The following is an 18,701-nucleotide window of genomic DNA, read 5'->3' as shown; positions in this document are numbered from 1 at the left end:
GGGTCAACCCTTCTTCAGGGGCGGGTGGCCGGCTCGCGCGCCGCCACCACGCCCTTCGGCTCCAGCAGGAACTGGGTGTAGTTGTCGTCGTGCGGGATGCCGGGGACCGCGGTCCACGGCAGGACCGTGCCGCGCGTCACCTTGCGGACGCTCGGCTCGCGCAGCGCCGCGTCGACCAGCTCCTCCCGGTCCGTCAGCAGGTTGAGCACCAGGGAGTCGCGCAGCGGCGCGATGCCGTCCGCCGGTGACCACGGCGCGACCACGACGAACGGGAACGGCAGCTCGGTGCCGACCGCCGGGTGGTCCGCGCGGTCCGCGGACAGCACGACGGGGCGCAGTAGTACCGAACCGTCCGGCAACGGGACCACGGTGCCGCCCGGCTCGAACCGGGCGCTGTGGTCGGTGAGTTCGGTGCGCAGCTCGGCCAGGCGGGCGCGGATCTGCTCGCCCCTGGCCCGGTCGGCGACCAGCAGCGTGGCGTTCCCGTCGGTCGCGGGCAGCGAGGGCAGGGCGCTGAGCCGCTCGGCGAGCCGGTCGGCGACCCGCGCGACCGGGCGGGTGGTGAGCACCGCCGACAGGTTGGTGCAGCGGGTGCCGCCGTCGACCGAGGCGGAGCGCGCCAGATGGCCGAGCACCGCGTCGTCGAGGTCCGCGTCCAGCACGGCCTTGGTGCGCCCGGGGCCGCGGACGGCGACGGAGGCGCGGCCCTGCCACTTCCGCACGGCCTGGTCGCCGCCGTAGACGATGCCGCGGTCGGCCGCACCGAGCAGAAACTCGCCGGTCGCCCGCGAGCAGGGCAGGAACGCGGCCTTCGCGGGCGGCAGACCGGCGGCGAGCAGCGCCCGCAGCAGCCGCAGCGCGGTGAACGGGTCCCGGCTGCCGGGCTTGATCAGCACGCTGTAGCCGTGGAACAGGGCCTGCACCCAGGCGGCGTTCGGCGCGGGGTGGTTGCTGGCCATGACTGCGGTGAAGACGCGTCCGCGCGGCACCCAGCGGGTGGCGAAGCCGTCGCCGAGCCCGGTGGGCGGCAGTTCGGCCGCGGTGGTGGCGGGGAGTTCCGCGATCTCGGTGACGAGGTCGTGCACGGCCTGCCGCACGGCCGTCGCCGTCAGCCCGGTGGCGTGCGCGACGCGCGTCACGTACGCGCCGGGCGTCTCGCCCCCGACCGTGTCCTCGGCGAACAGCCGCGCGGCCTCGGTGAGGAGGCCCGCGTCGACGGGGCGGCCGTCCGCCAGGTCCCTGATCTCGTTGAGCGCGGCGAGGGCGAGCAGCCGTGGCGCGGTGCCGACGTCGGCGAGGTCGCCGCCGAGCACGCTCGGCAGCGGCGCGCGGTCGGCGCTCGACACGGAACGGCCGCGGACGAGGGGGTCGATGGCGAGGGACAGTGCGGTGCCCATCAGTAGACCCCCTCGATGATGCGCACGTCGTCAAGTGCCCGGAAGGTCTGCACGTCCGCGAGCCCGTCGACGTGCCCGCCCGCGGACGGTTCGATCCGCACGGCGCTGTCCCGTTCCAGGACGTTGGGCAGGAACATCTCCTCGGCGATCAGGTGCAGGCGCACCCGCCCGCGTGCCCCGTAGGGCACGAGGTCGCCGGCCTCGTCGACGAGTTGGAGGCGCGTGGTCCGCGGATGCGCCTCGAACACGCAGGGGTACGCGTCGCCTGCCGCCGCCGGGCGCTGCGGGGCGACGCCCATCAGGCTGTTGCCGTAGATCCCGATGATCGCCGTGTCGGGGAAGAAGACCTCGTTCAGCTGGCGCAGGCTCTCGGCGCTGATGGAGGTGCCGGCCCAGATGATGGCCCGCACCTGTGTCCGCACCAGCTTGTGCAGCCGGGGCCTGGCGCAGATCGCCTCCAGGAGCGGCGGTGTGCTGTTGAGCACCGCGACGTCCTGGGTTTCGAGGATCGTCTCCGCCTGGTCGAGCAGGTGCTGGACGTAGGCGTCGGCTTCGTCGGAACGGCCCTCGGCCAGTAGCCGCTTGACCCAGCGCGGGTCGAGGTCGACGGTGTAGAAGATGCCGCCGCCGAGCGCCGCGTACCGGGCGACGTCGAAGCCGATCACGTGCGGGCCGCTCGGCGCCAGGTGCAGCCAGTCGCCCTCGGCCGGCACGCCGACGGCGAGCAGCCGTTCCCTGGCCCACGCGAGCATGCGGGAGCGGGCGGCGCTGTCCACGATGCGTTTGGGCGAGCCGGTGGTGCCGCCCGAGTCGTAGACGCGGAACGGCAGGTCCGCGAGCGCGCGGGGGATCAGCGCCCGCGCCGGTACGGTGCGCAGTTCCGCGCTGACGTCGGGGAAGCGGGTCAGGTCGGCGGCGCTCACGACCTCGGTGACCGGGTCGAAGCCGAGGCCGGCCCGTTTGTCGAGCCAGAACGGGGAGCCCGTCTCCTCCTCGAAGTGCCACGCCATCAACGTCCGTATGTGGGCGTCGAAAGCGGTGTCCTTAGCGTCTGACATGGCGTTCTGTGGCCTCCCCGTCGCGTGAAAGATGCCGGTGCGCCCTATCGTCCGGCCGCGCGTTATCGCGGTCGTATCGCGGCTGTTTCGGCGGTCCCGCGCGGTCCGGCCGGGCGGACGCGGGCGCCGCCGTGCGCGCACGTGGGCGCCCCCCGGGCGGCACGGGCCGTCCGGGGGGCGCGTCGGGTGGCTCGGCAGCCGCGGCGCCTAGCGCGCCTGAGGCGCCTTCGAGCCGCGGGGGCCGCCGTGGCCGGTCAGGGTCACGGCGAACGCCGCGGCCAGCAGCGGGAAGCCCGCCACGAGGCCGAGCGTGGTGTACAGCGAGACGGATTTGGCCAGGGCGCCCGCGGTCGCGCTGCCGACCCCGCCGCCGACGAAGAAGGTGAGGTTCAGCAGTCCCATCGCGCCGCCGCGCAGGGCCGGTTCGACGCGGGCGGACATCAGCGCCGTGGACACGACCTGGGTGACGGCGAAGGCGGCGAAGCCGAGCGAGGCGCCGATGACCGGCAGCGCCGCGTTCTCCGTGCCCAGCGCGGAGGCGAGCGTCGCCGCCATCGCGCAGGCGATCAGCGCGAGCAGCACGCTGCCGCCACCGGCGGCCGGCAGCCGCCCGGCGAGCCGGGACAGCACGGCGCCGACGACGGCGCCCGGCAGCAGCCAGGTGCCGACCGCGAGCACGCTCCAGCCGTGCTCCTGCACCAGGATCTGCGGCACCGCGTACATGGCGGCGAACAGGCCGGCGTACACGCCGACGCCGGTGACGGCCGTGCGCAGGTACAGGTTGTCGCCCACCAGACGCCGGGGCACGAACGAGGCCGGTACGGTGCGCACCCGGCGGGCGAGCAGCACCACGGACAGCACCAGGGCGACCGCGAGCACGACGACGAGCCCGGCCGCGATCTCCAGCGCGGACGCCTGGATCAGCAGCAGGAACGAGGTGGCCGCCACCGTGAGCAGGGTGGCGCCCGGCAGGTCGAGCGGTCGGCCGCTGCCCTGCCGGGCGGCGGCGGGGCGCAGGCACAGCGGGACGGCGATCAGCGACAGGGCCGGCAGGACGAGCGCGACCCGCCAGGTCACCCACTCGGTGAACACCCCGCCGGCGAGCGTGGCGCTGGCCGAGAACACCGCCATGGTGGCCCCGAACCCGGCGAGCACCTTGGGCCGGTCGGCGGCCTCGGCGGACGCGGAGAGCGTGACCGCCCCCGAGGTCATGGCCCCGGAGCCGAGGGCCAGCACGAAGCGGCCGGCCACGAGCACCCCGAGGTTCGGGGCGAGCAGGCAGACGGCCGCGCCGACGGCCAGCACCAGCGAGCCGAGCAGCAGGGACGTGCGCAGGCCGCGGGAGTCGGAGAGCCGGCCGAAGAGGGCGGTGCCGACGCCGAGGGCGAGAGCGTGGGCGGTCAGCACCCAGGCGACGGCGGACGGGGTGGCGTCGAGCGAGGCGGAGACGTCCGGCAGGGCGACGCCCGCGGCGGTGACGCCGAAGACGGCGGGGCCGAACAGCGCGCCGTAGCGCAGTCCCGCGGATCTGGCGCTGAGGGAGCCGGAACGGGGCGGGGCGGCCGTGGGGGACACGGCGGAACGTGTGGACACGGGCAGTCCTTCCGCCACCGGTTGGTCGGCCGGCGGCTGGGCGGGATGAGCTGGATGAGCGGGACGAGCGGGACGAGCGGGACGAGCCGGACGGGCGGAAGGCGCGTTGCGGCCGGGGCCGGGAGCGGCGGTCATCCGGCGCGGCGGATGGTGTGGCCGAGCCGGAAGAGGTGGCGCGGGTCGTAGGTCGCCTTGAGGGCCGCGAGCCGCGCGTAGGCGGCGGGCGGGAAACAGTCCGGCACGGCGTCGGCCGTGTCGGGCCCGGCGAGGAAGTTGAGGTACCTGCGGCCGGTGCTCCAGGGCGCCATCCCGTGCAGCACGCGGTCGGGCGCGCCGGGGCGGGAGAGCGTGGAGAGGGTGAACGCACCGTCGCGGCCCGCCACCGCGTTGGGCACGGCCGCGGGGCGGGAGAGGGCGCCGCCGAGGTGGCGCAGTTCGACCATCAGGTCCGTGGAGTCGGCGCCTTCCCCGGCGAGCGCCAGCAGGCGCGTCACCGCATTCGCGTCCAACTCGCGTAAAACGATGTTGCGTTCGTGGAAGGGCATCGGCTCGGTCGGGTCGCGGTGGATGTCGGCGACGGCCGAGTACGGCATGTCCCCGACGTCGTCGAGGAGGGCGGGGCCGATGGCCCGCAGCGGGCGGACCAGGCGTTCGCCTTCCGCGCCCCGGCCGTTGAACGCGACGCGCAGGTGCGCGACCAGGCGGTCGCGCAGGAACTCGGGCACGGCGGGCGCGTCCGGCAGGCGCAGCAGCGCGACCGAGGAACTCATCGTCTCGGGCACCGTCTCCGTCCATCGCTGCCAGGCATGCAGCAGCGGCCCTGCCAGTTCGCCGGGGAAGTAGATGCCGCCGCCGTAGAGCCGTTCGACGGGCACGAGTCCGAACTCCATCGCGGTGACGATGCCGAAGTTGCCCTTGCCGCCGCGCAGGGCCCAGAACAGGTCGCCGTGCCGCTCGGCCGTCACGTCCCGCAGCACGCCGTCGGCCGTGACGAGCTGCATCCGGATCACGTGGTCGGCCGCGTAGCCGTACTGGCGGCCGAGCGGCCCGAGTCCGCCGCCCAGCGTGTAGCCGACCACGCCGACCAGGTGCGAGGAGCCGTTGAGCGGCGCGAGGGCGTGCTTGGCGGCGGCGGCGATGACCTGGTGCCAGCGCGCGCCCGCCTCGACGCGGGCGGTGGCCGTGCGCGGGTCGACGGCGACGGCGTTCATGCGTTTGGTGCTGACCAGCACGCCGCCGTCGGCCGGCGCGGCGATGCCGTGCCCCGTCGCCTGGACGCCGACGGGCAGCTCCCTTTCCGCGGCGAACCGCACGGCGGCCTGGACGTCCGCCGCGGACACGGCCTGGACCACGAGGGCCGGGCGGTGCCGCGCGATCAGGTTGAACCCGGACAGTTCCGCGTCGAACTCCGCGTCGCCCGGGACGAACACCTCGCCCCGCAGTTGCGCGACGAGCCGGTCCAGCGCCGCGGGGGAGACCCCGGGTGGGTGCGCGTGCTCCGCCATCGATCGTTCCTTCCTGCCGTGCCCCGACGAGCCGTTGTTCTCGCGTTTCGGGCTCTGACCGGCAGTTTCCGCCGGGCGGGCGGCACCCTCCATCCCCCGTAATCGAGGGACGACCCTGCGGCCCTCCCCCTCGGTTGAGGGGGAGGGCGCCGTTCCGTCCGGCAGCCCGAGCGGCCGGAAGTCCAGCCGCCCGGGCGCACGTTCCGCCAGCTGGGAGTAGGCCGCGCGCAGCACGGCGATCTCCGCTTCGAGCAGGGCGATCCGGTCGTGCGCGGGCGTGGCGGCGGGCGTGCCCGCGGGCGGTCCCGCGGCTCTGCGGGCGGGCCGCGCCGGGCCGTGCCGCGGCCCGCCCTCCGCCTGCGGCCCCAGCGGCAGCGTGCCGTCCTGCTCGCCGCGGAGTATGTGCCGCTCGATCGTCCGCAGCCGCTCGCCCGGCTCGATGCCCAGCTCCTCGGAGAAACGGCGTCTGGTTCTGCGGAAGAGGGACAGCGCCTCGGCGGTGCGGCCGGAGCGGAACAGCGCGATCATGAGCTGCGCGGACAGGGTCTCGCGGAACGGGTTCTCGCCGACGTGGTGGGTCAGCTCGCCCAATATCCGCCGGTGCCTGCCCAGTTGAAGTTCCAGTTCGAAGCGGTCCTCCAGGGCCGCGTACCGGTCCTCGTGGAACTTGAGCGCCACGGATTCGAGCAGCGGGCTTTCGAGGCCCGCGCCGATAGGACCGCGCCAGAGGCAGAGCGCCCGCTGGAAAGTCCGCACCGTTTCCTCGCTCGGTGCCGTGTCGTTCGCGGCGCGGGCGGCGGAGACCAGCGAGACGAAGAGGTGGAGGTCGACGCCGCTTTCCTTGACCCGTATCTCGTAGCCGGACTTGTGCGTCTCTATCGTGGCGTCGACGCCTCCCGCGGCGAACTGCCGGCGCAGGGACGAGACGCAGATGCGCAGCTGGCTGCGGGCGGTCGCGGGCGGCATGCCGTCCCATATCGCGCGGACCAGACGGTCGATGTCAATGATCCGGTTCGCGTCGATCAGCAGCATGGTCAGCAGTATCCGCTGGCGGTCCCCGCTGAGTCTGATCTTTCCGCCCGTGCCGTGCGCGACGAGCGGTCCGAGAATTCGAAAGGAGAATTGGTGAACCATGAAGCCCCCCTCAGGTCAGACATCTGTTTCCCCTTGACTTTCCGGGCGTCGGCCAGGTCGACGCCGCGTCCCCTTGTGCTTTTTCACTGGCGAGTTTCACCAACTGGGCAGGAATTGAAAGGACCATCCCCCGGTGATCAGTAGTCGCTCACGCATTTCCTGCCCGATGCGGGCCATTTCCTCCAGTACCCGGGCGTTGTCGAGACCACCGACATCGAGGGCGCGCAGCCCTGAACGGTCGACCAGCTCGATGACGGAAAGCTTCGCCCGGTCGTCGTCGGACGCCACGAAAACGTCCACAGGACGCCGGTCGATCTCCCCGGCGAACAAAGCGCGGGAATCGGCGGTGGCGAAGGCTTTCACCCAGCGCGCGCCCGGCGCCGCGCCGGCCAGCGCACGCACTCCGTTCGCCGTGGCGTGGCGGCCGGTCGGCACCGTCACGTCGACCAGGGTGCGGCCCGCGAGCGCCCGGCCGCGGCTCTCGATCAGCCCCAGGCTCTCGCGCCAGCCGAGGGCGAGGACGATCAGCTGCGGCCGGAGCGCGCCCGCCACCGTGGCGGGCCGCACGGCGCCCGGCGTGTCCCTGACCGCCAGCGCGGCGGCCCGCCTGGCCCGGTCCTGGCTGCGGTCCGCGAGCAGCACGCTCGCGCCCGCCAGAGCGGCCCGCCTGGCTATCGCTCCGCCCATGCCGCCCGCCCCTATGATTCCGATTCGCATGGCCTGGCTGACTCCGTCCATAGTTCTAGGGAAGGTAGCGTTCCCTCTCGGACGCCTCTACGGCTCGAAGAGGCCGCGTGACCGAAAAGCCCTGTCCTCCTCACTTCGCACCGGCAACCCTTGCCTACTCGCGTGCGCTTCCCCATCCCGCATCCGAGGGGGGACCGCCGTCGGCTCCCGCCCCCTCAATTGGGGGGTTGGCGAAAACGGTGTCCGCTGTCACGATCGACGAGTGACCAGTTCGACAGCATCCCGAAGCGAGGCGGGCGAGGCCCGGTTGCTCTCCCGTGCGGCAAAGGCACCCGATGCGCTGGGCATGTTCGCCGAGGCGTCCGCACACCTGCGAAAGCTTCTCCCGTACGACGCGTCGGTGTGGCGTGTCATCGATCCTTTGACCGGATTGATGGCGGCTCCCATCCGCGCGGAGAACCTGGACGAGGGCGGCTGTGCGGTCTACTGGGAATGCGAGTTGTTCACCGAGAACGTGAATCTTTACCGGGATTTGGCCCAGGCGCCGCTTCCGGTCGCGGGGCTGCGGCAGGCCACGGGAGACCTGCCGGCCCGCAGCACGCTTTACCAGCAATTCATGCGCCCGCGCGGCTTCCAGGACGAGCTGCGGGCCGTCCTGCGGATCGGCGGCCGGCCGCACGGCCACCTCAGCCTTTTCCGGGCGAAGGGCCGCCCGGCCTTCGACGAGGCCGAGACCCGGATGATCGCCGGGCTCGTCACCCCGCTGGCCAGAACGCTGCGCTCCTTCGCGGAGCCGCCCCGGCACCCGCTGCCCGACGCCCCGCACGGCCCGGGCCTGCTCCTGTTCGACGCCACGGGCGCGCTGCTCTCGGTCAACGAGGAGGCCCGCGCCTACCTGGACGAGCTGCCGGACGGGCCGGCGACGACGTCCGCGCTGGGCATCAGGGTTCCCGCCTGGGTGCAGTCGACGGCCCTGAAGGCGCGCGCGATCTCGCAGGAACGTGACCACGGCCGGGCCCGGGTGCGGGTGCGGACCCGCACGGGCCGCTGGCTGGTGTGCCACGCCTCGTGTCTGCGCGAGGCGGGCGGCGCGCTCGGCCCCTCCGCCGTGGTGGTGGAGCCCGCGAAGACCTCGGAGATCGTGCCGCTGATCGTCGACGCCTTCGAGCTGACGGAGCGGGAGATCGAGGTCACCCAGTGCATAGCGCGGGGGCTGCCGACCGGGAAGATCGCGCAGGAGCTGCACCTGTCGCCGCACACCGTGCGCGACCACATCAAGGTCGTCTTCGAGAAGGTCAGGGTCTCCAGCCGGGGCGAGCTGGTGGGCAAGCTGTTCACCGAGTACTACGCCCCCTTCGCCGAACGCGGCACCGTGCGCCCCCGCGTCCCCTGAGCCCCGAACGGCGGCGCTCAACCAGGTGGCGGGCCGGTGGAGTTGCGGACCATGAGCCGGTGGCCCGTGCTCTTGCGCCGCGGCCGGGCGGAGCGCGGCCGCAGGACCATCTCCAGCGCCGCCGCGCCCATGTCGGCCATCGGCAGGGCGACCGTGGTCAGCGCGGGCGCGAGGTCCTGCGCCACCTGGATATCGTCGAACCCGGCCACCGACATCCGCCGCGGCACGGGCACGTCCCGTTCCCGCAGGACGGACAGCACGCCCGTGGCCATGGCGTCGTTCAGGGCGATGATCGCGGTCGTGCCCGGGTGCTCGCGCAGGATGCGCGCCGTGCTCTCCCGGCCGCCCTCGCGGGTGAACGCGCCGGGCACCACCGGCACCGCGTCGGGGGGCACGCCGCGGGCGGCCAGTGCCTGATGGATACCGGCGAGCCGGTCGTGGATCGTGGTGAGGTGGGCCGGGCCCGCGGCGATCGCGAGGCGCCGGTGCCCCAGCGCGAGCAGATACTCGGCGATGGTGACGCCCGCCGCCCTGTTGTCGGGCAGCACCGCGTCGCAGCGCAGATGGTGACGGCCGATCACGGCGACGCGCCCGCCCGAGCCCTGGTAGTCCAGCAGTTCCCGGTGCGCGCTCTCCTCCTCCGCGCGGTCCACATAGCCGGAGCCCGCCATCACGATGGCGCCCACCCGGTGGGCGCGCAGCAGCCTGATCTGGGCCAGCTCCGCGTGGGGTTCGCGCGCGGTGTGGCAGATCTGCACGGTCCAGCCGTGTCCGGCGGCGACCCGGAGGGCGCCGCTGGCGATCTCGGAGAAGTACAGGTCGCCGATTTCGTAGACGATGAGCCCCGCCACCCGCGTGACCCCGCCGGCGAGCGTGCTGGCGTGCGGGTTCGCGACGTAGCCCATCTCCTCGGCGACGGACCGTACGTGGCGGGCGAGTTCGGGGGAGACGCCCTCTCTGCCGCGCAGTGCGCGCGAGGCGGTGGCGAGGGAGACCCCCGCGTGTTCCGCCACGTCGGCAAGGCGCGGGGGACGTGTGCGGCCCGCCTCGTCGGGGCCCGTGCCTAGGGACATGAGAGAAATCGTCTCCTGTCGTGACCATTGCAACATCGCGGGGCCGCAAGTACGGTACCGCAAGCGCTTGCGAAAGCGCTTCCTCAACGGTGGTACCAGCCGGCCTCCCCATGAGGTCCCATTGCGACGCAGCAGGGAGAGTCGCCTCATGTCCCTCTGGAAAAGGCCCACTCTGGGCCTCACGGCCACGCTATCCGCATCCGTTCTCGTCCTGACCGGCTGCTCGGGCACTTCCGGCGGCGGCTCCGACGACACCGTCCTCATCGGCGTCTCACTGCCCCTCACCGGCGACTTCTCCGAGCCGGGCAAGGGGGTGCAGCGCGGCTACGAGTCCTGGGTGGAGGCCGTGAACGCCGACGGCGGTCTCCTCGGCCGCGAGGTCGAACTCAAGATCCTCGACGACCAGTCAAGTGCCGACCGCGTCGTGCAGGACTACGAGGCGCTCATCGCCCACTACGAAGTCGACCTGGTCTTCGGCCCCTTCTCCACCCGCCTGGTGGTGCCCAGCGCGCGTGTCGCCGAGGAGTACGGGATGCTGTTCGTCGAGCCCGCCGGCGCCGCGGACCAAGTCTTCGCCCAGGGCTTCGAGAACCTCTTCTACGCCGCCCCGGCCATCGCCGACGACCACTATGACCACCTGGCAGAACACATCCTGTCGCTGCCGCCCGCCGAACGCCCGCGGACCGTCGCGGTCGCCGCCATGGACGACCCGTTCGCGCAGGGCACGGCCTACGGTCTGCGGGACCGGCTGGCGGAGGCGGGCCTCGACATCGTGGTGGACGAGGTGTACCCGCCCAACACCACCGACTTCGGCGGTATCGCCGCGAAGATCGCCGACTCCGGCGCGGACGTCGTCATCGGCGGCACCCAGTACCAGGACGCCGTCAACCTCATCGTCGCGCTCCAGCAGCTCGGCTATCAGCCGCAGTTGGCCGCGTTCTCCACGGCGCCGACCAACCCCGAGTTCTCCGAGGCCATCGGCGACAGGACCGAGGGCATCCTCGCCCCGACCGGCTACACCACCCGGGCGGACTGGCCGTCGAACGTCGAGTTCGTCGAGCACTACACCGAGATGTTCGGCGGCCCGCCCGCCGAGGACGAGGCCAACGCGTACACCACCGGCCAGGTCGTGGCCGCCGCCGTCGAGGCCGTGGGCTGCGCCGAGCAGGGCGACTGCCAGCAGCGACTGGTCGACTGGCTGCGGGAGAACGAGGTGGACACCGTCGTCGGACCGCTGTCCTGGGACGACCGGGGCCGCCCGCAGAGCGCGCACCTCATCCAGCAGTACGTCGGCAACGAGATGAGCATCGTGCTGCCGCGCGATGCCGCGGAGGCCGACCTCATACACCCCAAGCCGGCGTGGTGACGGGCCGATGTCCGGATCACTCCTCTTCCAGAGCCTGGTGCTCGGCGTGCTGCTCGGCGGTCTCTACGCCCTGCTGGCCGCCGGTCTGACCCTCTACTTCGGCGTGATGCGCGTGGTGATGATCGCGCATTCGGCGTTCCTCATCCTCGCCGCCTACCTGGCGTGGTACTTCAACGATCAGACGGGCTGGGACCCGCTGCTCTCGCTGTTCGTCACCGTGCCGCTGTTCTTCGCGGCAGGCGTCGGCATGCAGCGGCTGCTCATCGCGCGGCTGCGCCCGGCGACGGTGACCATGATGTCGGTCCTGCTGACCTTCGCCGTGGCCCTCTTCATCGAGGGAATGATCGGCTTCATCTGGAGCGGCACCCAGCGGCGCATCCAACTCCCCTACTCCGGCTCGAACGTCGAGTTCTTCGGGGCGAGCATCGCGGTGGTCAAGCTGGTGGCCTTCGTGCTCGCCGGGGCCGCCCTCGGACTGCTGTACCTGCTGCTGACCAAGAGCAGGTTCGGCCGCGCGCTGCGCGCCACCATCCAGCACAAGGAGGCCGCGCAGCTCGTCGGCATCAAGACCGACCGGGTCGCGGGGCTCGGTTTCGGGCTCGGGCTCGCCACCGCGGCCGTCGGCGGCACGGCGCTCGCGCTCGACGCCACCATCTACCCGTCCCTGCACTGGCACTGGGTCGGCCCGCTCATGGCGATCATCGTCGTGGGCGGCCTCGGCTCCGTCCCGGGGACGGCCATCGCGGCCATGGTGCTGGGCATCGGGCAGAGCCTGCTCCAGGTCGAGTTCGGAACGACGTGGGCGCAGACCCTCTTCTACATCGCGCTGTTCGTGACGCTGATGGTGCGCCCGCAGGGATTCTTCGGAGGCCGCCTTGCCCAACGCTTCTGACACCGAACGCACTTCCGCCGCCGCGGCCACGGCGCCCGCCGGCGGCCGGGCCCCCGCCCGGGCCGTACGGGTGCTGGCCTTCGCGGTGTGCGCGGCGCTGATCCTGTCCTGGCCCGGCCTGGCCCCCAACCCCTACATCCTGTCGGCCGGCGTGATGGTGGCGTCCTACGCCTGCACCGCCACGGCGTGGAACTTCATGGGCGGGTTCACCGGCTACGTCTCGCTGGGGCACGCCGCGTTCTTCGGGCTCGGCGCCTACGGCACGGGTGTGCTGATCAGGGACCTCGACTGGCCGCCGTTCGCCGCCTGGCTCGCCGCCGGGGTGATCGTCGTGCTGATCACCGTCCCGGTCGGCATCGCGGCGCTGCGGGTGCGCGGCGCCTCGTTCGTCATCGTCTCCATCGCGTTCGTCCTGATCCTGCTGCTGGTCGCGCAGACGTGGCAGGACCTCACCGGCGGCTCGGACGGGCTCGTCGTGCCGCGCCCGTTCCCCGACCTGTCGCGGCCCGAGCACCACCGTGCCTTCTTCTACCTGTTCGTGGCGCTCCTCGCGGTCATGCTGCTGGCGTGGTGGGCGATCGACCGCTCGCGGTTCGGCACCGGGTTGAAGGCCGTGCGGGAGGACGAGGACAAGGCGCAGGCGCTGGGCGTGCCGACCCGCGACTACAAGCTGGTCGCCTACCTGATCTCCGCGTTCTTCACCGGCCTTTCCGGCGGCATGTACGCGCTGTGGTTCGGCGACCTCGACCCGATCTTCCAGTTCTCCGTCCTGCTCGGCGCCTACATGGTGCTGATGGCGCTGCTCGGCGGCGTGCGGCACCTGTACGGGCCGCTGCTGGGCGCGCTGATCGTCGGCGGGGCGCTGGAGTACTTCGAGCTGGAGTTCGGCGGCACGCAGCTGCACCTGGTGGCCGCGGCCGTGCTGCTCGGCGTCGTCGTGCTGGTCACGCCGGACGGCATCATTCCCGCGGTCCGCGATCTCGTCCGGCGGTTCGGCCCGCAGGACTCCTCCATCCGCGAGATGACCGCCGCCGAACTGCTGGCACACAACCGGGCGTCCGGCCGGGGCGGCCCGCCGCCCCACCCGGCGGACGCACCGGGCCCAGGGGAGGACCGATGACCACGCACCCGCCCCCGCGCAGCCTGGAGACGGAAGGGCTGACCAAGTCGTTCGGCGGCGTGCGCGCCGTCGACGGCGCCACGGTGACCTTCCGGCACGGCCGGATCAACGCCCTGATCGGGCCGAACGGTTCGGGCAAGACGACGTTCTTCAACTGCGTCACCGGGATGATCAGACCCGATGCCGGAACGGTCACCTACCGTGGGCAGCAGATCACCGGCCGCCCGCCGCACCGGATCGCCAGGGCGGGCATCGGCCGCAGCTTCCAGCTGTGCCGGGTCTTCCCGCGCATGACGGTGCTGGAGAACATGCTGGTCGCCGTGCGCCCCGCCCGGCTGCGCGATCTGGTGGGCGGCGCGGGCAGCCCCGCGGAGACCGACAAGGCCAGACGGCTGCTGGTGCGCGTCGGCATCGACCACCTGGAGAACGTCGAGGCGGCCAACCTCTCCTACGGCCAGCAGAAGCTGCTGGAGCTGGCCGGGGTGCTGATGGGCGATCCGGACACCATCATGCTGGACGAGCCGGCGGGCGGCGTGAACCCCGCCCTCATCGGCCGCATCGGCACCCTCATCCGCGAACTCAACGACGAGGGCAAGACGTTCCTCGTGGTCGAGCACAACATGGACATGGTGATGAGCCTGTCCCACCACGTGGTCGTCTTCGACCGGGGCCGCCCCATCGCCGAGGGACCGCCCTCGGCCGTGCGGGCCGACCCCCGAGTGCTGGAGGCTTACCTTGGCATCTGAGCCGCAACCCGGGCCCCCCGCACCGCTGCTGGTCCTGGACGCCGTCGAGGCCGGCTACGGCCGGGCCGCCATGGTGCTGCGCGGGCTGACCATCGAGGTACCGCCGGGCACGGTGGTGTGCCTGGTCGGGCCGAACGGCGCGGGCAAGTCCACCGTGCTGAAGGTCGCCAGCGGCCTGCTGAAGCCCCGTTCCGGCCGGGTGCTCGTCGACGGGCAGGACGTCACGGGCCAGGGGCCGCAGGCGATGCTGGCCTCCGGCCTGGCCCATGTGCTCCAGGGGCACAGTGTGTTCCGGGAGATGACCGTCGCGGAGAACGTGCTGCTCGGCGCGTACACGCTGCGGGACAAGGCGCGGATCGCGGAACGTGCGGAGTTCGTCCGCGAGCTTTTCCCGATCGTGGGCGAGCGCTGGAAACAGCTGGCCGGGCTGCTGTCGGGCGGGCAGCAGAAGCAGGTCGAGTTCGCGCGCTCGCTGATGGTGGACCCCAAGGTCGTGCTCCTCGACGAGCCGTCCATGGGCCTTGACCCGAAGACCACCGCGACGGTCTTCGAGCAGGTCGTCCGCATGCGCGACGCGGGCACCGCCGTGCTGCTTGTCGAGCAGAACGCGCGCCGGGCGCTGGAGACGGCCGACCTCGGCTGCGTGCTGGACCTCGGCCGGGTGCACATCAGCGGCCCCGCGCCCGAACTCCTGGCCGACCCCCAGCTGTCCGAGCTGTACCTCGGCGGCCGCCCGGCCGAGCCCTCCCGGCCGCGGGACGGCTGACGCAGCGGGCCGGCTGACGCGCCGGGCCGGGTCGGCCGCCCGGCCCGATGCCCGGCCGGAACCGGCAGGCCACGAGACCGGTCGCGTCCGGGTGCGGCCTCCGGCTACCGGCCCGTCGGGGAGGGCGGCCCGGGGTGGGCGGGCTCCGGCACGTTCCACACCTGCCGCAGCGCCTCGGACGTCAGCACCTCCCCGGGGGCGCCCTGCGCGGTGAGCCGCCCGTTCCCGAGCAGGAGGCAGTGCTCCGCGCGGAGCGCCAGGTCCAGATCGTGCGTGGCGTGCACCACGGTCATTCCCTCGCGCCCCGCACCGTCCAGCACATCGGCGATGCGTCCGCGTGCCTCCTGGTCGAGCCCTGCGGTCGGCTCGTCGAGCAGCAGCAGATCCGGCCGCTGGGCGAGGCCCTGCGCGACGAGCGTGCGTTGCCGCTGACCGCCTGAGAGCGAGCCCAACTGCCGCCCGGCCAAGTCGAGTACGCCCAGCCGCTCCATGCACTCCTCGACGAGGGCGCGGTCCTCGCCGCTCGGCCGCCGCCACAGCCCGAGGTCGGCCCACCGCCCCATGCGGACGGCCTCCCGGACGGTGAGGGGCAGCGCGTCGGGGACCGCGCTGCGCTGCATCACGAACGCCGGCCGCCGCGGTCCGCGGCCCTCGATCGCGCCGGACACGGGCTCGAGCACGCCGGCGAGCACGGCGAGCAGCGTGGACTTGCCCGCGCCGTTCGGGCCGACGAGGGAGGTCACACCCGAGCGCGGCAGGTGTGCGGTCACGTCGTGCAGGACCGTCCTGCGGGAGTAGCCGGCCGATACGCCGCGCACGGCGATGCCGTCCGGCTCCGCGTTGTTCATCACACTCAGACCCCTTGCTCACGATAATCGTTTTCATTATAGAGTGCTCGGCATGGAGTGGTTGTTCGAGCCGTTCGAGGTGTCCTTCGTCCAGCGGGCGCTGTGGGGCGGCATTCTCGTCTCGGTCATCTGCGCGTTCGCCGGTACCTGGGTCGTCCTGCGGGGCATGGCCTTCCTCGGCGACGCGATGGCCCACGGCATGCTGCCCGGCGTGGCGCTCGCCTCGGTGCTCGGCGGCAACCTGCTCCTCGGCGCCGCGCTCAGCGCGGGAGCGATGGCGCTGGGCGTGACCGCGCTCGGCCGGTTCCCGCGGCTCTCCCAGGACACGAGCATCGGGCTGCTGTTCGTCGGCATGCTGTCCGCCGGCGTGATCATCGTGTCGCACTCGGAGTCCTTCGCCGTGGACCTCACCGGGTTCCTCTTCGGCGACGTCCTGGCCGTCCGCGACCAGGACCTCGGGTACCTCCTCCTCGCGCTGATCGCCGCGGCCCTCGTCTCGCTGCTCGGCCACCGGGCGTTCACGGCGCTCGTCTTCGACCCCCGCAAGGCCCACACGCTGGGGCTCCGGCCCGGTCTCGCGCACGGCGCCCTGCTCGGCCTGATGACGCTGGCCATCGTCGCGTCCTTCCACGTGGTCGGGACGCTCCTGGTCTTCGGCCTGCTGATCGCGCCCCCGGCCGCGGCCGCCCTGTGGGCCGGACGCATCCCGCTGATCATGCTCGGCGCCGCGCTCATCGGCAGCGGTTCGACCGTGGCCGGGCTCGTCGTCTCGTGGCACTGGGGCACGGCGGCGGGCGCGACCATATCGGCGGTCGCCGTGGCGGCGTTCTTCGTCTCCGCCCTGGCCGCCCACCTGCGGGACCTGCTGCGGGCCCGCCCCACCACACCCGCGGCCCCCCGCGAAACCACCATGACGGAACGGGAAATCGAGCACGCATCGTGATATCCAGCACCACCACCAGAGCACTGGGGGCCGTTCTCGCGGCCGGAGCCCTGCTGCTGACCGGCTGCGCCGACGGCAGTGACGACAAGGAAGAAGGGGAGGCACCCGCGGAGGAGACGACCCCTCACGGCTACGTCGAGGGCGCCGAGGAGACCGCCGAGGCGCAGCAGCGCCTCGTCCTGGCCGAGGCGGACTCGGGGGCGACGGCCGTCCTCGACCTGACCACGGAGGAAGTGGTCGAGGTCGAGGCCACGGGGCCCGTGACCGGCATCCACGGCGACGGCCGCTTCGCCTACCTCGCCTCCGGTGCCGCCGGCGGCGAGGAGGTCAACGTCGTGGACGGCGGCAGCTGGATGGTGGACCACGGCGATCACGTCCACTACTACAAGGCGGAGGCGCGCGGCATCGGCACGCTGCCCGGCAGCCCCACCGGGGCGCACACCGACGCGGCCGTCACGGCCGTGTCCTTCGCCGACGGCTCCGCCACGCTGCTGGAGCGCGCCGCCCTGGAGGACGGCGAACTGGCCGAGACCGGAACGGTCGAGACCGCGGGACCCGTCGTGCCGTACGCGGAACACCTGCTGGTGCCCGCCGGAGGTCAGGACGCCGTCGAGGTCCTGGACCGCGAGGGCAACGCCGCCGCGACGGTGGCGGAGCCCTGCCCCGAGCCGAGCGGGCAGGCGGTCACGCGCCGCGGCGTCGTCTTCGGCTGCGCCGACGGCGCGCTGCTCGTGTCCGAGGAGGAGGGCACGTTCACCGGCGAGAAGATCCCCTACCCCGAGGGCGTGACCGAGGCGGAACGCGCCGGGGAGTTCACGCACCGCGCGGGCAGCGACACGCTCGCGGCGAGGGCGGGCGACACCGGCGTCTGGACGCTCGACCTCGCCAGCGGGACCTGGACCCTGATCGAGACCGGCCCCGTGGCCGCCGTCAACGCGGTCGGCGACGGAGCGACGGTGCTGACGCTCACCGAGGACGGCGAGCTGCACGCCTACGACTCCGGCGACGGACGGCGCACGGCCAGCACACCGCTGCTCGCCGAACCGCTCGCGGCGGACGGCACCGTGCCGGTCATCGAGATCGACACCAGCCGCGCCTACGTCAACGACCCGGCGGCCGGCGTGGTCCACGAGATCGACTACAACGACGACCTGCGGCTGGCCCGCACCTTCGAACTGGGCTTCGCGCCCGACCACATGGTGGAGACCGGCCGATGAGCCGCCGCGCGTCCCGCGGACGCCTCCTCGCACCCTGCCCGGTCGCCCTGATCGCCCTGGCCTGCCTGCCCGCCTGCTCGGGCGACGGCGGTGGCGGCGACGCCGGGATCGTCGTCACCACCAACATCCTCGGTGACGTCACGCGCGAAATCGTCGGCGACGAGGCCGAGGTGACCGTGCTGATGAAACCGAACGCGAACCCGCACTCGTTCGGCATCTCGGCCCAGCAGGCCGCCGCGATCGAGAGCGCCGGGCTCGTCGTGCACAACGGGCTCGGCCTGGAGGAAGGCGTCGCCCGCAATGTCGAGGCGGCCGAGGACGAGGGCGTTCCCACGCTCGCCGTCGCCGAGGGGGCCGACCCGCTGGCCCACGCCTCCGGCGACTCGGCCGGCGAGCTCGACCCGCACTTCTGGACCGACGCGCGGCGCATGCACACCGCCGTCGAACTCGTCTCGGAAGCGGTGATCGAGCACGTCGACGGCGTCGACGCCGACGCGGTACGGGCCAACACCGAGGACTACCTCGGCGAAGTCGACGCCCTCGACACGTGGATGACCGAGCAGATCGACACCATCCCCCGCGACGAGCGGAACCTCGTCACCAACCACCACGTCTTCGGCTACCTCGCCGACCGGCACGGATTCCGCGTCGTGGGCGCCGTGATCCCCAGCGGCACGACGCTGGCCTCGCCGAGCGCCTCGGACCTCGACTCGCTCGCCGGCGCCATCCGCACCCACAACGTCCCCGCCGTGTTCGCCGACTCATCCCAGCCCGACCGGCTCGCCCAGGTGCTGGCCGAGGAGGCGGGCCTGCACGTCGAGGTGGTCCCGCTCCACTCGGAATCCCTGACCGAGGAGGGCGAAGGTGCCGCCACCTACCTGGACATGATGCGCGCCAACACGGAAGCCATCGTCACCGCGCTGTCCGCTGACTCCCGCTGACTCCCGCTGACTGTTCCCCGCG

At 72.9% G+C, this 18,701-nt stretch carries 16 protein-coding genes; 9 read left to right on the top strand and 7 right to left on the bottom strand.

The window, feature by feature from the left end; all coding sequences use genetic code 11:
- Positions 1 to 14 precede the first annotated feature (14 nt).
- From RM779_RS14715 to RM779_RS14695, 5 genes are all read right to left on the bottom strand, one after another.
- On the bottom strand, positions 15 to 1,397 hold the full coding sequence (locus RM779_RS14715) for an aldehyde dehydrogenase family protein (RefSeq protein WP_311618135.1): 1,383 nt from the start codon (positions 1,395 to 1,397) through the stop codon (positions 15 to 17).
- Positions 1,397 to 2,455 (bottom strand): class I adenylate-forming enzyme family protein, encoded by a 1,059-nt coding sequence (locus RM779_RS14710; RefSeq protein WP_311618134.1) that lies wholly within the window; start codon positions 2,453 to 2,455, stop codon positions 1,397 to 1,399. Before RM779_RS14710 ends, RM779_RS14715 begins: the two co-directional genes overlap by 1 nt.
- 207 nt (positions 2,456 to 2,662) lie before the next feature.
- Positions 2,663 to 4,048, bottom strand: coding sequence for an MFS transporter (locus RM779_RS14705; RefSeq protein ID WP_311618133.1), 1,386 nt, complete (start codon positions 4,046 to 4,048; stop codon positions 2,663 to 2,665).
- Between the two features lie 131 nt (positions 4,049 to 4,179).
- A complete protein-coding gene (locus RM779_RS14700; protein WP_311618132.1) occupies positions 4,180 to 6,687 on the bottom strand; it encodes a BTAD domain-containing putative transcriptional regulator in 2,508 nt (835 codons plus the stop codon).
- Between the two features lie 96 nt (positions 6,688 to 6,783).
- Positions 6,784 to 7,404: an NADPH-dependent F420 reductase gene (locus tag RM779_RS14695; RefSeq protein ID WP_311618131.1), complete on the bottom strand. Its 621-nt coding sequence runs from the start codon at positions 7,402 to 7,404 to the stop codon at positions 6,784 to 6,786.
- A gap of 232 nt (positions 7,405 to 7,636) precedes the next feature.
- On the opposite strand from RM779_RS14695, the gene RM779_RS14690 reads away from it, so the two are divergent.
- Positions 7,637 to 8,767 (top strand): helix-turn-helix transcriptional regulator, encoded by a 1,131-nt coding sequence (locus RM779_RS14690; RefSeq protein WP_311618130.1) that lies wholly within the window; start codon positions 7,637 to 7,639, stop codon positions 8,765 to 8,767.
- 17 nt (positions 8,768 to 8,784) lie between these two features.
- Here the strand turns inward: RM779_RS14690 and RM779_RS14685 are convergent, their stop codons facing one another.
- The gene (locus tag RM779_RS14685) at positions 8,785 to 9,840 is read right to left on the bottom strand and encodes a LacI family DNA-binding transcriptional regulator (protein WP_311618129.1); all 1,056 of its coding nucleotides are present in this window, start codon (positions 9,838 to 9,840) and stop codon (positions 8,785 to 8,787) included.
- Positions 9,841 to 9,988: 148 nt separating this feature from the next.
- Here RM779_RS14685 and RM779_RS14680 point away from each other — a divergent pair, with 148 nt between their 5' ends.
- From RM779_RS14680 to RM779_RS14660, 5 genes are read left to right on the top strand one after another with little or no spacing between them, the layout of a single operon-like run.
- Entirely contained in the window at positions 9,989 to 11,206 is a 1,218-nt protein-coding gene (locus RM779_RS14680) for an amino acid ABC transporter substrate-binding protein (RefSeq protein ID WP_311618128.1), read from the top strand.
- A 7-nt stretch (positions 11,207 to 11,213) separates the two neighbouring features.
- A complete protein-coding gene (locus RM779_RS14675) occupies positions 11,214 to 12,098 on the top strand; it encodes a branched-chain amino acid ABC transporter permease (protein ID WP_311618127.1) in 885 nt (294 codons plus the stop codon).
- On the top strand, positions 12,082 to 13,218 hold the full coding sequence (locus tag RM779_RS14670) for a branched-chain amino acid ABC transporter permease (RefSeq protein WP_311618126.1): 1,137 nt from the start codon (positions 12,082 to 12,084) through the stop codon (positions 13,216 to 13,218). The genes RM779_RS14675 and RM779_RS14670 overlap by 17 nt, the downstream gene beginning before the upstream one ends.
- Positions 13,215 to 13,964 (top strand): ABC transporter ATP-binding protein, encoded by a 750-nt coding sequence (locus tag RM779_RS14665; RefSeq protein WP_311618125.1) that lies wholly within the window; start codon positions 13,215 to 13,217, stop codon positions 13,962 to 13,964. Before RM779_RS14670 ends, RM779_RS14665 begins: the two co-directional genes overlap by 4 nt.
- A complete protein-coding gene (locus RM779_RS14660; protein ID WP_311618124.1) occupies positions 13,954 to 14,730 on the top strand; it encodes an ABC transporter ATP-binding protein in 777 nt (258 codons plus the stop codon). Before RM779_RS14665 ends, RM779_RS14660 begins: the two co-directional genes overlap by 11 nt.
- 104 nt (positions 14,731 to 14,834) lie before the next feature.
- Here RM779_RS14660 and aztA read toward each other — a convergent pair whose 3' ends face one another.
- Complete coding sequence (aztA, locus tag RM779_RS14655; RefSeq protein WP_311618123.1) at positions 14,835 to 15,578, bottom strand: zinc ABC transporter ATP-binding protein AztA; 744 nt, start codon at positions 15,576 to 15,578, stop codon at positions 14,835 to 14,837.
- A 52-nt stretch (positions 15,579 to 15,630) separates the two neighbouring features.
- Here aztA and aztB point away from each other — a divergent pair, with 52 nt between their 5' ends.
- The 3 genes from aztB to aztC are packed head-to-tail and all read left to right on the top strand — an operon-like array spanning position 15,631 to position 18,679.
- Positions 15,631 to 16,521 carry a zinc ABC transporter permease AztB gene (aztB, locus tag RM779_RS14650; RefSeq protein WP_311618122.1) on the top strand — a complete coding sequence of 297 codons (891 nt, stop codon included), beginning with the start codon at positions 15,631 to 15,633 and terminating at the stop codon, positions 16,519 to 16,521.
- Positions 16,521 to 17,738 (top strand): PQQ-binding-like beta-propeller repeat protein, encoded by a 1,218-nt coding sequence (locus tag RM779_RS14645; protein WP_394813301.1) that lies wholly within the window; start codon positions 16,521 to 16,523, stop codon positions 17,736 to 17,738. The genes aztB and RM779_RS14645 overlap by 1 nt, the downstream gene beginning before the upstream one ends.
- Positions 17,735 to 18,679, top strand: coding sequence for a zinc ABC transporter substrate-binding protein AztC (gene aztC, locus RM779_RS14640; protein WP_311618120.1), 945 nt, complete (start codon positions 17,735 to 17,737; stop codon positions 18,677 to 18,679). Before RM779_RS14645 ends, aztC begins: the two co-directional genes overlap by 4 nt.
- Positions 18,680 to 18,701: the final 22 nt, after the last annotated feature.

Origin of the sequence: Streptomyces johnsoniae (assembly GCF_031845565.1) — a bacterium.
GTDB lineage: Bacteria > Actinomycetota > Actinomycetes > Streptomycetales > Streptomycetaceae > Streptomyces > Streptomyces johnsoniae.
This window is presented reverse-complemented; position numbering and strand designations above follow the sequence as displayed.